Genomic DNA, 14,314 nt, shown 5'->3' with positions numbered 1-14,314 from the left:
AACTACAACTGCGATTCCAGCGGCAACCAGCCCATCACCGTCGCCGCGCCACGCCGCCACACACTGGCTGCCGGCTCCTGCGACCACACCTCGGGCGGTTGCGCCGCATCGTCGTGCCAGCGCAACTCGCCCTGCTCCAGGGTCACGCGGTAACTCACCGGCGCACCGATCTTGCGGTTGTAGACCTGTTCCAGTTGCGCGGCCACTGCGCGATCGTTGAACAGCAGGCCCATCTCGGTATTGAGGTTCATCGAGCGCGGATCCAGATTGAACGAGCCGATGAAGCCGCTGCTGTCGTCCACCACGAAAGCCTTGGTGTGCAGGCTGGCCCCGCTGGACCCGAACAGGCTGCCGTCCGGCTTACCCATCGGCTTGAGCTCGTACAGGCGCACGCCCTGGGTGAGCAAGGGCACGCGGTAACCGGCGTAGCCGCTGTGGACGGCAACCACGTCGTTTGCCGCCAGCGAATTGGTCAACACGCTGACGCGCACATTGCGCCGGCGCAACTGGCCGATCCAGCGCATGCCTTCCTCGCCCGGCACGAAGTACGGCGAGATCACCTTCAGTTCGCGCTGCGCACGCGCCATCTCGCCGATCAGGATTGGCGTCATCCAGTCCGCCTGCGGTGGTGCGCCTTCGGCCTTTTCCGGCGGGTCGGAGACGATGCGCGCCTGCTCCAGCCAGTGCACCTGGCGCTGGCCCTGCGTCAGGGCCTGCACGCTCGGCGACTGGCGCAGCCGCTCCACGTAGGGATGCGCGCGTGCCGATTCCAGGCCGGCATCCAGACTGCCCCGCAATGCATCCAGTGCCTGCGGCCGTGCGGTCACCAGCGCGTCCAGCGGCAAGGCATTGGGGCTGTTCCAGTACGCATCGAAGACCTGCTCGGCCTGGCCAACGGCCGGCCCCATCAATGCCGCATCCATGTCCATGAAGTTGGTGTCGCGCGCCGCATCGAAATACTCGTCGCCGACATTGCGGCCACCCACCACCGCCATCCGGCCATCGGCAATCCAGGCCTTGTTGTGCATGCGCCGATTGATGCTGAACATGCGCAGCACCATCTCCACGCCGCGCATCAGCGTGCCTTCGCGCGCACGGGTGGGATTGAACAGCCGGATCTCGATCAGCGGGTGGCTGTCCAGCGCCGCCAGCACCGAATCGCTGCCGTGGATGTTCATGTCGTCCAGCAGCAGGCGCACGCGCACGCCGCGATCGGCAGCATGCAGCAACTCATTGTGCAGCAGGTTGCCGGTGAAGTCCGCATGCCAGATGTAGTACTGCAGATCCAGGCTGCGCCCGGCCGCACGCGCGGTCAGCGCGCGCACCGCAAACGCATCGACATTGTCGGGCAGGATCACCATGCCGGTCTGGCCGGCATGTGCCTGCTGCAGCGGCGCGACGACCCGATCGATCGGCGTGGCGATCGCCGTGGCAGGCAGCGCATGGCTCACCGCACCGCGCTGACGATCGGCAAAGCGCCCGTAGCCGTACAACGACAGCACGCTGCCCAGCACCAGGATCAGCACACCGATCCCGATCGCCTTGAAGATCTTTCGCCTTGTCACTGCCGCTCCCTGCCATTCGGAGCGCGGCAGTCTAGACGCTGCACCGGCAGCCCGATGTGCAGACGCAGCCGCAAGCAGGCTCTACAAAGCCGCCAAAACAAGGCATTTGCAGCACGCGCGGTCGCAGCCGCGCGTGCTGCAGTTGCGCCGATCACCAGATTGCAACGCGCTCTTTGTCCCCACGCACCATCGCATCGCCGGGCTTGCACTGGAATGCCTGCGCGAATGCCGGCATGTTCGACGGCGCGCCATTGGCGCGGAAATTGGCCGGCGCATGCGGATCGGTGTTCAGGCGCACGCGCAGTTCGCCGTCGGTGAAGTTGCGGCGCCACACCGTGGCCCAGTTCATGAAGAAGCGCTGGTCCTGGGTGTAACCGTCGATGTCCTTGCCGGCGTCGGGTTGTTCCTTCAGCGCCATCTGCAGCGCATCGTAGGCCACGGTGAGGCCGCCCAGGTCGCCGATGTTCTCGCCCAGGGTCAGCTTGCCTTTGACATGTACGCCGGGAATCGCCTCATAGCCGTCGAACTGCGCCACCAGCTGATCGGTGCGCTGGGTGAACAGCTTGCGGTCCGCATCGGTCCACCAGGTATCGAAGTTGCCCTTGGCATCGAACTGGCTGCCCGAGTCGTCGTAACCATGCATCATCTCGTGCCCGATCACCGCGCCGATACCGCCGTAGTTCAACGCCGGGTCGGCCTTGGGGTCGAAGAACGGCGGCTGCAGGATCGCCGCTGGAAACACGATCTCGTTGCGCGTGGCGTTGTAGTACGCATTGACCGTCTGCGGGGTCATATGCCACTCGCGCTTGTCGACCGGCTTGCCGATCTTGTCCAGCATGTAGCGGTAGTTGAATGCCTGCGCCGCCTGCATGTTGGCCAGGAACCCATCGCCACGGGTTTCCAGGCCCGACCAGTCGCGCCATTGATCCGGGTAGCCGATCTTGGGCGTGAAGCTGGCCCACTTTTCCAGCGCGCGCTGCTTGGTTTCCGCGCTCATCCAGTCGAGCTTTTCCAGCCGCGCCTTGAGCGCTGCCGAGAGGTTCTGCACCAGTTGCTGCATCTGCTGCTTGGATTCGGCCGGGAACGCGGACTGCACGTACAACTGGCCCAGGGCCTCGCCCATCGCTTGGTTGACCGCATTCAAGGTGCGCTTCCAGCGTGGCAGCATGTCCTGCTGGCCACGCAGCGTCTTGGCATAGAAGTCGAAGTTGGCCTGCTCGAACGGTTTGGCCAGATACGGCGCTGCCTCATCCACGCTGTGGAAACGCAGGTAGGCCTTCCAGGTGTCCACCGGCGTGTCAGCCAGCATCGCATCGAGCTCGGCGAAGTAACCCGGCTGGCTCAGCGAGAAGGTCCCGGCCGGCACCTTGAGCGCGCTGAAGAACGCCTGCCAGTCGAAATGCGGCGTGACCGCATTGGCGCCGGCCACATCGACCGGGTTGTAGCGCTTGGCCGGGTCGCGCAGTTCGATGCGCGACAGCGAGGCATTGGCCAGGCGCGTTTCGAACGCCATCACCGCCTTGGCCTGGGTTGCCGCCTGCGCTGGCGCAACGCCGGACAATTCCAGCACGCGCGCGATGTAGGCCACGTACTGCTCACGGATCTTGGCCTGCGCCGGATCGGTGTAATAGCCCTTTTCCGGCAGTCCCAGACCGCCCTGGCCCGCGTAGGCGATCATCTGTTCGGAATTCTTGTAGTCGGCATTGGCGCCGAACGAGAACACGAAGCCCTGGCCCTTGGCATAGCTGTCGCGCAACCACGCGGCGATGGACGGCGCATCGGTCAGCGCATCGATCGCCTTCAGCTGCGGCTGCAGCGGCGTGATACCGGCCTTGTCGATCGCCGCTTCGTCCGAGCCGGTGCGCCACAGGTCGGCGATCTTGGCATCCACCGAGCCGGCCGACAGGTTGCCGCGCGCCAGTTGCTCCACCAGCGCGTGCTGGATGGTCAGCGAACGCTCGGCCAGCACTTCGAAACTGCCCCAGCTGGTGCGGTCCGATGGCACCGGATTGGCCTTGAGCCACTTGGCGTTGACGAAGCCGTTGAGGTCCTGGCACGCGTTGATGGCCGGATCCAGATCGTTGATGCCGAAGGCCACGATCGGTGCATCGAGCTTGGACACATCCACCCTGGTCGGTGCGGCCGGCGTTGCGGCCGGTGCCGGCTTGGCGCTGTCGTCGGAACTGCCGCACGCCGCGAGCGTCACCGCGATGGCCACCGCAAGCGACAGTGGCGCGAATTTGCTCAACATCTTTCCATTCTCCAAGGCAGACGACCGCGTCGGACGCAGTCAAAAAAGTAGGCAATCAGCGCAGACACACCAACCACACCATCATCGCAACGGCACCGCAACGCCCTGACGTCCGGTGCCGCGCCTTATCGAAGAACGCACAACGACCGACAAGACACTGCGCGTCAGCTGGGCACGCGCGTGCCAGCGCCATCTACCGCCGCGGAAACCACCCAGCAGTCCGGCGCAGCAGCGCGCCATCGACTGCCATCATTTGCGTGCGTACACCGGCGCCATCAACAGATACACCGGATACGCCAGTGCCATCAGCACCAGCGCGACCTCATGCCCGGACGCTGCCTCCGCCCAGGATTCCATCTGCCGCGACGGCCCCAGGAAACCGAACATCAGCAGCGTCACACCCATGACGCAGATCAGCAGCGCCACGCCGATCGCCGAAGCGGACACGCTGCCCCAGGCCAGCACCGCAAACGCAGCGCTGCCACCGGCCAACAGCAAACCCAACGTGACCAAATATGCGCGGCAGTAGGTGGCACTCATCTGTTGCCTATTACGCTTGCTGGACATCATGTCTCCCCTGCAAGAACACACGCATGCTGCCCTGCGGTACCCGTTCGATCCGCGAACAGGCGCCGCCTGCGTGTCAAACCCGCACGCCTCGTTCAAACGCGCGTTGCGAAACCCACGCCACGCTGCGCGCCATGCACGCAGCGCAGCCGGCGGATGCGGCGATTACTTCGCCTTGCCCTGGTTGGCCACCGCTTCGGCGGCACGCTTGGCCGCTTCCGGGTCGCCCAGATAGCGGAAGCTTTGCACCTGCAGGTTGTCGTCCAGCTCGAACAGCAAGGGGATGCCGGTCGGGATGTTGAGTTCCAGGATCTGCTCGTTGGAGACATCGTTGAGGTATTTGTACAGCGCACGCAGCGAGTTGCCGTGCGCAGTCACCAGCACGGTCTGCCCGGCCTTCAACTGCGGTGCGATCGCGTCGTGCCAGTACGGCAGCACGCGCACCAGCGTGGTCGCCAGCGACTCGGTACCCGGCAACGCATTGCGGTCCAGCGTGGCGTAGCGACGGTCGTGACACGGATGCCCCGGATCGTTGACGTCCATCGCCGGCGGCGGGATGTCGTAGGAACGGCGCCAGATCTTGACCTGTTCTTCGCCGTGCTTGGCTGCCGTCTCGGCCTTGTCCAGCCCCTGCAGGCCGCCGTAGTGGCGCTCGTTGAGGCGCCAGCTCTTGGACACCGGCAACCAGTCCTGGTCGAGTTCCTTCAACGCGCCCTGTAGCGTGTGGATGGCGCGCTTGAGCACCGAGGTGTGCGCCACATCGAACTGCAGGCCTTCGTCCTTCATCAGCTTGCCGGCCGCAGCGGCTTCCTGGCGGCCTTGCTCGGTGAGTTCCACATCCACCCAGCCGGTGAAACGGTTGTCCAGGTTCCATTGGCTCTGGCCATGGCGCAGCAGTACGAGTTTGCGGGTCACTACGGTTCTCCGATTGGGGGCCGATCTGCCTGCGATTGTAACGGCAGCCAGCGCATCGCAGGCGTGCACGACACCGCCACGCCCGGCGCGCGATGCTGCAGCCATGCAAACGATCGATCCCGTCTTTGCCGGTTGGGATGGCAGCGTCATCCAGGCGCGACAGTTGCAACAGCAACTGGCACACCGCGTGGTGCTGCAGGACCAGGCCGGCGCAACACCGCAGCTGCTCGCCGGCTTCGACGTCGGCTTCGAAGACGACGGCCAGACCACACGCGCGGCCGCGGTGCTGCTGGATGCAGACACGCTGCTGCCGCTGGAAACGCATGTCGCGCGCGTGCCCACCTCGATGCCGTACGTACCGGGGTTGCTCAGCTTTCGCGAGCTGCCGGCCTTGCTGCAGGCGCTGGCACTGCTCTCGCGCCCGCCCGATCTGGTCTTCATCGACGGCCAGGGCATCGCGCATCCGCGCAAGCTCGGCATCGCCGCGCACTTTGGCGTGGTGACCGGCTTGCCCAGCATCGGCGTGGCCAAGCAACGCCTGGCAGGCAGCTTCGTCGAGCCGGGACCCGAGCGCGGCGACCACAGCCCGATCCTGCTGGGCGGCACGCAGATCGGCTGGGCGTTGCGCAGCAAGCTGCGCTGCAATCCGCTGATCGTCTCGCCTGGCCATCGCGTCTCGATGCAGGGCGCGCTCGACTGGACGCTGCGTACCCTGCGCGCCTACCGCCTGCCCGAGCCCACGCGCCTGGCCGATCGGCTGGCCTCGCGGCGCGGCGAGATCGCCATGGACACCACGGCGCCCGCACAACTGTTCTAGCGCGCGACGGTCAATCGCGATCGACCTGCTGCGTGCCTGCAGCCGTCGTCCGCGACGAACGAGCTCGGCGCGCCCGCGCTGGCCGCCAGCGCGCCGTGCAACGACGTTCTAGCGCGCGGCATCCAGGCCTGGCGCGCATTGGCGCTAGCGATACCGGCGCGAACTCTTTCGCAATCGAGCGGTGATGCTTGCTGCGACGAGGCACGTCATCGTCGCGAAGGATTTCATTCCTTCCATCAATGCAGCACATCGCTGCACGCGGCTCGACTGCCATCGCGCGGCATGCACCGCTCGCCCTTGAAAACACGTCGCCCGCTTCGTACGTGACACTGCCTCCGGGACGATCTGTCTTGGTGGAGCGCTCGCCCGGCCGCGTGCGCGCATGCAAAGCTGGCGACCACTCCAGCCACCGCGAGCCGCCGCCATGACCACCTTGATCGCTCCCCGCGTGCACGACATCGGCGGGCTGGAAGTCCGCCGCGCCGTGCCCACGTTGCAGGCGCGCAGCGTCGGCCCGTTCGTGTTCGTCGACCACATGGGCCCGGCGGTGCTGGAGCCGGAACACGGCATCGACGTGCGTCCGCATCCGCATATCGGCCTGGCCACGGTCACCTTCCTGTGGTCCGGCGAGATCGGCCACCGCGACACCTTGGGCTCGGACCAGGTGATCCGCCCCGGCGACGTCAACTGGATGACCGCCGGCCGCGGTATCGCCCACTCCGAGCGCACGCCCGGCCCCGAGCGCGCCCGCACGCATGCGCTGCACGGAATGCAGACCTGGATCGCACTGCCTCGCTCGGCCGAAGAAACTGCGCCCGCCTTCCATCACCACGCCGCCGCCAGCCTGCCGCAGCAACGCCGCGATGGCGTGTGGCTGCGCGTGATCGCCGGCCGTGCGTACGGCGAAGAATCGCCGGTGCAGGTGTTCAGCGGCACGCTCAATGTCGCGCTGGATCTGCAGCCGGATGCGGAGATCGACCTGGACACCGGCCACGCCGAACGTGCGCTCTACATCCTGGAAGGCGAGGCGCAGCTGGATGGCGTCGACGTGCCCGCGCGCCACCTGATCGTGCCCTCGCCCGGCAGCCGCGGACGCCTGCGCGCCAGGACGCCGCTCAAGGCGATGCTGCTCGGCGGCGAGCCGCTGGATGGCCCGCGCCACCTGTGGTGGAACTTCGTCTCCAGCTCAAAGGAGCGCATCGAGCAGGCCAAGCACGACTGGCAGGCCGGTCGCTTCGGCAGCATTCCCGGCGACGACAAGGAATTCATTCCGCTGCCGGAAACCCCGGCCCCCAAACCGGTCAACTACCCCTGACCGCAGGCTGTCGCGCGAGCGCCGCGCAACCCACCCAGGTCTCGAAACGGAAGTGCCGGTGTGCACGACCGATTGCAGCCCAGCCTGCGAATTGCGCTTGAGCTTGCAGCCACACCTGTGGTAGTGATGTCCCCATAGGTTGGGGACAGGTTGCGTGCGGGCACAGCCGGGCGGGGAGCGCACGGGGCTGATGCGGCGACACGCGCGACGACGCTGTCCCTGCGCAGACATCCAACGCCGGGGAACACTTGAATGAAGTCCGCATCCTGCCTTGTCGGCCTGAGCCTGTTGCTGGCCGCCGCCACCGTTCACGCCCAAACCTCACCGGTCTGCCCGCCGCTGCCGCCAGCCTCCGGGCTGCAGTGGAGCGAGCTTGCAGGCGCGGACTATCTGGTCTGCAAGGCCATGACTGCCGACGGTCGCCAGGTGGTCGGGGTGATGCTGACCACCCGCGACCCGGCGATGACGCTGGCGCGCGACCGACGCGCGGAGAAAGGCCAGATCCAGCAGGAGGAGTTCTACTGGTACAAGCTCGACCTGGGCGGCCGCGAGCTGCCGGGCATGGAGTCGCGCCGCGTCACCGTGGTCGAGCTGGGCAAGAAGCGCTACGCGCAGCTATGGATCGACGGCGCCAACAGCGAGGAACTGGCCTCGATGCAGTCGCTGGTGCAGAACATGGACCTGCAGCCGGCCAGCCTGGCACTGCAGCGCTGAGGCAAGCGGTCGTGACGCGCCAGGGCCGGCTCGCCTGACGCGGTCTTTCAGGCGAGCCGGCGGAGCACCCGCATGCGGCTCGCCTGCGCTTCAGACGCCTGCCGCCGCAGCTGACGCGTCGCCGTCGCCCTGCAATGCCGTCTCGATCCGCACCTCGCCGGTGAGCAGGCGATGGATCGGGCACTTGTCGGCCACCTCCAGCAGGCGCGCACGCTGCGCATCGTCCAGCGTGCCTTCCAGCTCGACCTGCCGCGTGATCCGCGTGCCCGCAGCGCCGCGCTGGGTGTAATGCAGATGCACATGCACCGCCGTCAACGGCCACTGCTTGCGCGCGGCCACCATCGACACCGTGATCGCGGTGCAGGCACCCAGGGCGCCCAGCACCTGCGACTCCGGATCCGGCCCGGCGTCGGCGCCGCCATTGGCCGGCTGGGTGTCGCCGCTCCAGCTATGCCGACCATCATGGATGCTCACGGTGTACGGCACCGCGCCGGTGCTGACACTGACAGGCCGGTCACTCATGCCGCTAACCCCGCGGTGGCTGTAGCGCGCCGGCTCAAAACCGGCCTTCCTGGAAATCGACGAAGGCCTGCATCAGTTCCTGCTTGGTGTTCATCACGAACGGGCCGTGCCGCATCACCGGCTCGTTGAGCGGGCGGCCCGCCACCAGGATCAGCTGCGCACCGTCTGCACCGGCCCGCAGCGTCAGGCGCTCGCCGCCACCGAGCACCGCCAGTTCCTGCGCCGGCAGCACACGCGCGGCATTGCCCTCGCCCACCGTCACCGCGCCTTCGAATGCGTAGGCAAACGCGTTGTGGCCGCTGGGCATTACATAGTCCCAGGCCGCATCCGGTGCCAGTGCGATATCCAGGTACACCGGTTCGGTGGCCGGTTGCACGATCGGGCCACGCACCTCGCCCACCGCGCCGGCGATCACCTTGACCGTGACGCCAGGCGCCGGCTGGGCGACCGGAATGCGTTCCGGGGCGTACTCCTGGTATTTGGGCTCGGTCATCTTGTCGCGCGCCGGCAGGTTCACCCACAGCTGGAAGCCGCGCATGCGCCCGGATTCCTGCTCGGGCATTTCCGAATGGATCAGCCCGCGCCCGGCGGTCATCCACTGCACGCTGCCCGGGGTCAGCAGCCCCTCGTTGCCGTGGTTGTCCTTGTGGCGCATGCGCCCGTCCAGCATGTAGGTCACCGTCTCGAAGCCGCGGTGCGGATGGCTGGGAAACCCGGCCAGATAGTCTTCGGCCTTGTCGGTGCCGAACTCGTCCAGCATCAGGAACGGGTCCAGGTCCGGCAGCTGCTGGGTGCCGATCACGCGGGTCAGCTTGACTCCGGCACCGTCGGAGGCGGGCATGCCACGGATGGTGCGCAGCACGTGCGCCGCTGCGGTGGTGGTGGTGCTCATCGACCTCTCCCTGCGTGAATGACTGGCTCGAATAATGGATGCAGCCGGCACGCGGCCCAACCGCGACCGGCGCAACCGATCGTTCCAAAACCCGCCGGCACCGCCGCGCGATCCGGCAGGCGGCGCCACGACGCTCTACAACTAAAGTTTTACCCCGGCCCGGAACGGCGCCATTGACCCCGGGCGGGCAGAGGGTGACCCTTGGGTGAATCGTTCCTGAGGGGCATGCATGAAAGGGTTCTCGAAGCTGGCCTGGGGCGCGCTGGCGCTGCTGGCCGCGTTCTGTCTGGGCACCGTGGCGCTACGCCGCGGCGAACACATCAACGCGTTGTGGATCGTGGTGGCGGCGGTGTCGATCTATCTGATCGCCTACCGGTTCTACAGCCTGTTCATCGCCGACAAGGTGATGCAGCTGGACGTCACCCGCGCCACGCCCGCGGTGGCCAACAACGACGGCCTGGACTACGTGCCCACCAACAAGCACGTGCTGTTCGGCCATCATTTTGCCGCGATCGCCGGTGCCGGGCCCCTGGTCGGCCCGGTGCTTGCCGCACAGATGGGCTACCTGCCCGGCCTGCTGTGGCTGGTGGTCGGCGTGGTGTTTGCCGGCGCGGTGCAGGACTTCGTGGTGCTGTTCCTGTCCAGCCGCCGCAACGGCCGCTCGCTTGGCGATCTGGTACGCGAGGAAATGGGCCAGGTGCCCGGCACCATCGCCCTGTTCGGCGCCTTCCTGATCATGATCATCATCCTGGCGGTGCTGGCGATGGTGGTGGTCAAGGCGCTGGCGGAAAGCCCGTGGGGCATGTTCACCGTCATCGCCACGATGCCGATCGCGCTGATGATGGGCGTGTACATGCGCTACATCCGGGTCGGCAAGATCGGCGAGATCTCGGTGGTCGGCCTGATCCTGCTGCTGGGCGCGATCTGGCTGGGCGGCAAGGTCGCGGCGGATCCGAGCTGGGGCCCGGCATTCACCTTCACCGCCAAGCAGATCACCTGGATGCTGATCGGCTACGGTTTCGTCGCGTCGGTGTTGCCGGTATGGCTGCTGCTGGCGCCGCGCGATTACCTGTCCACCTTCCTCAAGATCGGCACGATCCTGGCGCTGGCGATCGGCATCCTGGTGGTCATGCCGGATCTGAAGATGCCGGCACTGACCCAGTTCGCTTCCACCGGTGACGGCCCGGTCTGGAAGGGCGGTATCTTCCCATTCCTGTTCATCACCATCGCCTGCGGCGCGGTTTCCGGTTTCCATGCGCTGATTGCCTCGGGCACCACGCCCAAGCTGCTCGCCAATGAAGGCCACATGCGCTACATCGGCTACGGCGGCATGTTGATGGAATCGTTCGTGGCGGTGATGGCGCTGGTAGCCGCATCGATCATCGAGCCGGGCATCTACTTCGCCATGAACAGCCCGGCCTCACTGGTCGGCAGCGACACCGTGGCGGTGGCGGCCAAGGTGTCCGAATGGGGCTTTGCGATCACGCCGGAGGTGCTGGAAGCCACGGCGCGCGACATCGGCGAGCACAGCATCCTGGCACGCGCCGGTGGTGCGCCCACCCTGGCGGTGGGCATCGCGCAGATCCTGCACCAGCTACTGCCGGGCGAAGACACCATGGCATTCTGGTACCACTTCGCGATCCTGTTCGAAGCACTGTTCATCCTGACCGCCGTGGATGCGGGGACGCGTGCGGGCCGCTTCATGCTGCAGGACCTGCTGGGCAACTTCATCCCGGCGTTGAAGAAGACCGAATCGTGGGCGGCCAACATCATCGCCACCGCCGGTTGCGTGGCGTTGTGGGGCTACCTGCTGTACACCGGCGTGATCGACCCGTTCGGCGGCATCCAGACCCTGTGGCCGTTGTTCGGCATCTCCAACCAGATGCTGGCCGGGATCGCACTGATGCTGGGCACGGTGGTGCTGTTCAAGATGAAGCGCGACCGCTACGCCTGGGTCACCCTGGTGCCGGCGGTGTGGCTGCTGATCTGCACCACCTATGCGGGGCTGATTAAGATCTTCGACAGCAACCCGGCGCAGGGCTTCCTGGCGCAGGCGCACAAGTACCAGGACGCCATCGCCAGCAACACCGTCACCGCGCCGGCCAAGACGGTGGCGCAGATGCAGCAGATCGTCACCAATGCCTACGTCAATACCGGGCTGACCGTGCTGTTCCTGTTCGTGGTGGGTTCGATCCTGATCTACGCAATCAAGACCATCGTGATTGCGCGCCGCAATCCGCAGCGTAGCGATCGCGAAACCCCGTACGTGGCCTTGCAGCCACACCAGATGGCGGATCTGTAATGGGCACCCAACTCGTTCTCGCCAGCCAATACCAGGTGCATCGCCGCATCTGGCGGCGGCTGATCCAGACCGCACGCCTGTGCTGCGGCATTCCCGATTACGACAACTACGTGCGCCACATGCTGGAAAAACACCCCGACAAACCGGTGATGGACTACCCGACCTTCTTCCGCGAGCGCCAGGACGCGCGTTACGGCGGCAAGAGCGGGTTCCGCTGCTGCTGACCGGATGATCGGATAGGTGGCGAGCCGGAACGCAACAGGGCGCGATGCGAATCGCGCCCTGTTGCGTTGATGGCTTGGGATTGCTGCAGGGCCCTTGCCCGCCCACCGTCGCGGGACACGCCGCAAGACAGAGCGGCTGATCTGCGGCTTTGCGGATAGATCAGTTGTAGAGCGGTGTGTCTGCGACTTGGCTGCAGGGCCCTTGCCCGCCCACCCTCGCGGGACACGCCGCAAGTACGTCCGTGTAGGCTCTTACGCGGCATCCATGCCGCGTAAGGTCCCGCGACGGTGGGCGGGCAAGGACCAGTCGAGAGGGTCGGTGTGCGTGGTTGCAAGCAGTGCATGAGGTGCATTGGTCGGATCGGTGTGCGTCGACCAGCGTCTCACCACCCCTCTGTCATTGCAGGTCGATTGCACGGTCCGGCCCAGTCGGTTGCAGAACGGGAGGGCTGCGATTGCGCCACCATCGACACTGCGTCCAAGACGTCCTGCCGGCAGCCCTCAGCCAGCGCGTTTCTGCGCCAACCGCTCGAACAACGCAGGCAGCTCGCGCATATCGTCGAACACCGCCAGCACACCGATGCGACACAGGGTGTCGGCGTGGCCCTGCGGAATATGGCTGGCGCCGGTAAACCCCAGCACCTGCATGCCGGCCGCCAGTGCGGCAGTCGCACCGGTGGGGCTGTCTTCGATCACCAGGCAGCGCTCCGGCGCAACGCCCAGGGTGCGTGCGGCCAACAGATAGACATCCGGCGCCGGCTTGGGCCGCTCCACCATGTCGGCACTGAAGATGTGCCCCGCCGCGCGTGCGGTGAGCCCTACCCGCTCGACCGAGGCAATCACATTGTGGCGGCGGCTGTTGGAAGCCACCGCCAGCGGCAACGGAATCTGCTCCAACGCGTCGCGCACGCCGGCAATCGGCTGCACCTCGGCCTTGATCAAGGCTTCGCTGCGCGCCTGGATCTGTGCCAGCAAGGTCTCCGGCAGCTTTACTGCGAAGTGTTCCTGCACGCGTAGCAATACCTCGCGCGTGGTCTGCCCGAACGTTGTGCCGAGCAACTGCTCCAACGCTTCGGCCGGCACGAAGGCCGCCAGCGCCTCGCGCATCACCCGGTCGGCCAGTATCTCGCTGTCGACAAGCACGCCATCGCAATCGCTGATCAGTAATTCGTAGACCATTGCACCCATCTGCTCGCAAAGCACCATTATGCCGGCCGCGTTGTGACCGTTGGCTGTGGCGGAGTGCATGCGCGCGTGAGACTCGTCGTGATGCATCGGCGACATGCCGATACAACGACGGCAAACGGCCTCGACCAGCGAAACCCGCGGCGCCGGCATGTCACAAAATCTTACCGCGCGTCGTCCAGGCAGCTGGTAGGATCGGCCCGGCTGCGGAAGGACACACCGCAGTGCCACCAGGAATGCGATCAGGAGAAGGAGATTTCGATGCAGACGCGATTCCCCACCCTGCTCGTTCTTGCGACCTCGTTTTTCGCGGTCTCATGCACCGCCTCGCCCGGTGCCAAGGAGCAAACCACCATGTCAGCTACGCTGCAGGACCACACCGTCGCCTTCCGCGACCCCGGCCTGACCGATATCGCCAACGCCATCGCGCACGGTGATGTCGCCCGAATCCGCACACTCGCACCGACAGTCGATCTCGCCGCACACGGCGACCAGAACGTCACCTTGCTCGAGTGGGCGATCTGGAACGAACAACCTCGTGCCCTTGCGGCATTGCTCGATGCCGGCGCAGATCCGTCGTTGCCGGGCATGGACCAGGAAACGGTCGTGCATATGGCGGCCATGGCGAAGGATGCGGAATATCTGAACATCCTGTTGCAGCACAAGGCGCCGGTCGATGTGGTCAGCGCACGCGCCGGGTGGACGCCGTTGTTCCGCGCCGTGCAGAGCAAGCGCGATGCGCAGACCGCGTTGTTGATCCAAGCAGGCGCCGATGTACAGCGCGTCGACAATACCGGCAACAGCGTGCTGCACCTGGCCGCACAAAGCGGCGCGGCAAGCCCGGCAGTGCTGCAATTGCTCGAGGCCGGGGTGGATCCCACGCTGCGCAACGCGCAACAGAAGACCTTCCAGGCGTATTTCTTCACCACCCCGGACCGCCTGCTCAATGCCGCCGGCCAGCAAGCCAGGTCGGACGTGCGCGCATGGTTGAGCGCCCACAACATTCCCGTGGAAAGCAGCCGCTAAGCGGGCTTTTCGCACGACG

Annotated in this window: 13 protein-coding genes; 6 read left to right on the top strand and 7 right to left on the bottom strand. The window is 66.2% G+C overall.

Annotated elements, in window-relative coordinates; translation table 11 throughout:
• Positions 1-2: 2 nt before the first annotated feature.
• The 4 genes from AC1KVE_RS01935 to gpmA form a co-directional block, all read right to left on the bottom strand.
• Positions 3-1,565 carry a phospholipase D family protein gene (locus AC1KVE_RS01935; protein ID WP_481091983.1) on the bottom strand — a complete coding sequence of 521 codons (1,563 nt, stop codon included), beginning with the start codon at positions 1,563-1,565 and terminating at the stop codon, positions 3-5.
• Between the two features lie 151 nt (positions 1,566-1,716).
• Entirely contained in the window at positions 1,717-3,816 is a 2,100-nt protein-coding gene (locus tag AC1KVE_RS01930; RefSeq protein WP_481091984.1) for a M13 family metallopeptidase, read from the bottom strand.
• A gap of 249 nt (positions 3,817-4,065) precedes the next feature.
• Positions 4,066-4,383 carry a hypothetical protein gene (locus AC1KVE_RS01925; protein ID WP_104577166.1) on the bottom strand — a complete coding sequence of 106 codons (318 nt, stop codon included), beginning with the start codon at positions 4,381-4,383 and terminating at the stop codon, positions 4,066-4,068.
• 165 nt (positions 4,384-4,548) lie between these two features.
• On the bottom strand, positions 4,549-5,298 hold the full coding sequence (gpmA, locus tag AC1KVE_RS01920; protein ID WP_016904068.1) for a 2,3-diphosphoglycerate-dependent phosphoglycerate mutase: 750 nt from the start codon (positions 5,296-5,298) through the stop codon (positions 4,549-4,551).
• A gap of 103 nt (positions 5,299-5,401) precedes the next feature.
• Here gpmA and nfi point away from each other — a divergent pair, with 103 nt between their 5' ends.
• The 3 genes from nfi (at position 5,402) to AC1KVE_RS01905 (ending at position 8,144) form a co-directional block, all read left to right on the top strand.
• The gene (gene nfi / locus AC1KVE_RS01915) at positions 5,402-6,115 is read left to right on the top strand and encodes a deoxyribonuclease V (RefSeq protein ID WP_046343556.1); all 714 of its coding nucleotides are present in this window, start codon (positions 5,402-5,404) and stop codon (positions 6,113-6,115) included.
• A 424-nt stretch (positions 6,116-6,539) separates the two neighbouring features.
• Complete coding sequence (locus tag AC1KVE_RS01910; protein WP_104609054.1) at positions 6,540-7,430, top strand: pirin family protein; 891 nt, start codon at positions 6,540-6,542, stop codon at positions 7,428-7,430.
• A 252-nt stretch (positions 7,431-7,682) separates the two neighbouring features.
• Positions 7,683-8,144, top strand: coding sequence for a hypothetical protein (locus AC1KVE_RS01905; protein ID WP_054592994.1), 462 nt, complete (start codon positions 7,683-7,685; stop codon positions 8,142-8,144).
• A gap of 90 nt (positions 8,145-8,234) precedes the next feature.
• Here the strand turns inward: AC1KVE_RS01905 and AC1KVE_RS01900 are convergent, their stop codons facing one another.
• Together AC1KVE_RS01900 and AC1KVE_RS01895 are read right to left on the bottom strand one after the other, a co-directional pair.
• A complete protein-coding gene (locus AC1KVE_RS01900; protein ID WP_046343562.1) occupies positions 8,235-8,666 on the bottom strand; it encodes an OsmC family protein in 432 nt (143 codons plus the stop codon).
• A gap of 34 nt (positions 8,667-8,700) precedes the next feature.
• On the bottom strand, positions 8,701-9,558 hold the full coding sequence (locus tag AC1KVE_RS01895) for a pirin family protein (protein ID WP_184613420.1): 858 nt from the start codon (positions 9,556-9,558) through the stop codon (positions 8,701-8,703).
• 229 nt (positions 9,559-9,787) lie between these two features.
• Here AC1KVE_RS01895 and AC1KVE_RS01890 point away from each other — a divergent pair, with 229 nt between their 5' ends.
• Together AC1KVE_RS01890 and AC1KVE_RS01885 are read left to right on the top strand one after the other, a co-directional pair.
• The gene (locus AC1KVE_RS01890) at positions 9,788-11,860 is read left to right on the top strand and encodes a carbon starvation CstA family protein (protein ID WP_481091985.1); all 2,073 of its coding nucleotides are present in this window, start codon (positions 9,788-9,790) and stop codon (positions 11,858-11,860) included.
• The gene (locus AC1KVE_RS01885; protein WP_016904074.1) at positions 11,860-12,084 is read left to right on the top strand and encodes a YbdD/YjiX family protein; all 225 of its coding nucleotides are present in this window, start codon (positions 11,860-11,862) and stop codon (positions 12,082-12,084) included. The genes AC1KVE_RS01890 and AC1KVE_RS01885 overlap by 1 nt, the downstream gene beginning before the upstream one ends.
• Before the next feature lie 501 nt (positions 12,085-12,585).
• Here the strand turns inward: AC1KVE_RS01885 and AC1KVE_RS01880 are convergent.
• A complete protein-coding gene (locus AC1KVE_RS01880; RefSeq protein ID WP_481092056.1) occupies positions 12,586-13,290 on the bottom strand; it encodes an HAD family hydrolase in 705 nt (234 codons plus the stop codon).
• A 240-nt stretch (positions 13,291-13,530) separates the two neighbouring features.
• Between AC1KVE_RS01880 and AC1KVE_RS01875 the strand changes: the two genes are divergently transcribed.
• Positions 13,531-14,295: an ankyrin repeat domain-containing protein gene (locus AC1KVE_RS01875; RefSeq protein WP_181097664.1), complete on the top strand. Its 765-nt coding sequence runs from the start codon at positions 13,531-13,533 to the stop codon at positions 14,293-14,295.
• Positions 14,296-14,314 lie beyond the last annotated feature (19 nt).

The organism is Xanthomonas sp. NCPPB 2864 (assembly GCF_056675615.1).
Note: the sequence above shows the minus strand (reverse complement) of the source record. Positions and strands in the feature narration are given on the sequence as shown.

What these genes read in the sequence shown, in the direction of transcription:
- AC1KVE_RS01930 (WP_481091984.1), bottom strand. Translation starts at nt 3,816, where the DNA reads ATGTTGAGCAAATTCGCGCCACTGTCGCTTGCGGTGGCCATCGCGGTG.
- AC1KVE_RS01925 (WP_104577166.1), bottom strand. Translation starts at nt 4,383, where the DNA reads ATGTCCAGCAAGCGTAATAGGCAACAGATGAGTGCCACCTACTGCCGC.
- nfi (WP_046343556.1), top strand. Translation starts at nt 5,402, where the DNA reads ATGCAAACGATCGATCCCGTCTTTGCCGGTTGGGATGGCAGCGTCATC.
- AC1KVE_RS01910 (WP_104609054.1), top strand. Translation starts at nt 6,540, where the DNA reads ATGACCACCTTGATCGCTCCCCGCGTGCACGACATCGGCGGGCTGGAA.
- AC1KVE_RS01905 (WP_054592994.1), top strand. Translation starts at nt 7,683, where the DNA reads ATGAAGTCCGCATCCTGCCTTGTCGGCCTGAGCCTGTTGCTGGCCGCC.
- AC1KVE_RS01900 (WP_046343562.1), bottom strand. Translation starts at nt 8,666, where the DNA reads ATGAGTGACCGGCCTGTCAGTGTCAGCACCGGCGCGGTGCCGTACACC.
- AC1KVE_RS01895 (WP_184613420.1), bottom strand. Translation starts at nt 9,558, where the DNA reads ATGAGCACCACCACCACCGCAGCGGCGCACGTGCTGCGCACCATCCGT.
- AC1KVE_RS01890 (WP_481091985.1), top strand. Translation starts at nt 9,788, where the DNA reads ATGAAAGGGTTCTCGAAGCTGGCCTGGGGCGCGCTGGCGCTGCTGGCC.
- AC1KVE_RS01885 (WP_016904074.1), top strand. Translation starts at nt 11,860, where the DNA reads ATGGGCACCCAACTCGTTCTCGCCAGCCAATACCAGGTGCATCGCCGC.
- AC1KVE_RS01880 (WP_481092056.1), bottom strand. Translation starts at nt 13,290, where the DNA reads ATGGTGCTTTGCGAGCAGATGGGTGCAATGGTCTACGAATTACTGATC.
- AC1KVE_RS01875 (WP_181097664.1), top strand. Translation starts at nt 13,531, where the DNA reads ATGCAGACGCGATTCCCCACCCTGCTCGTTCTTGCGACCTCGTTTTTC.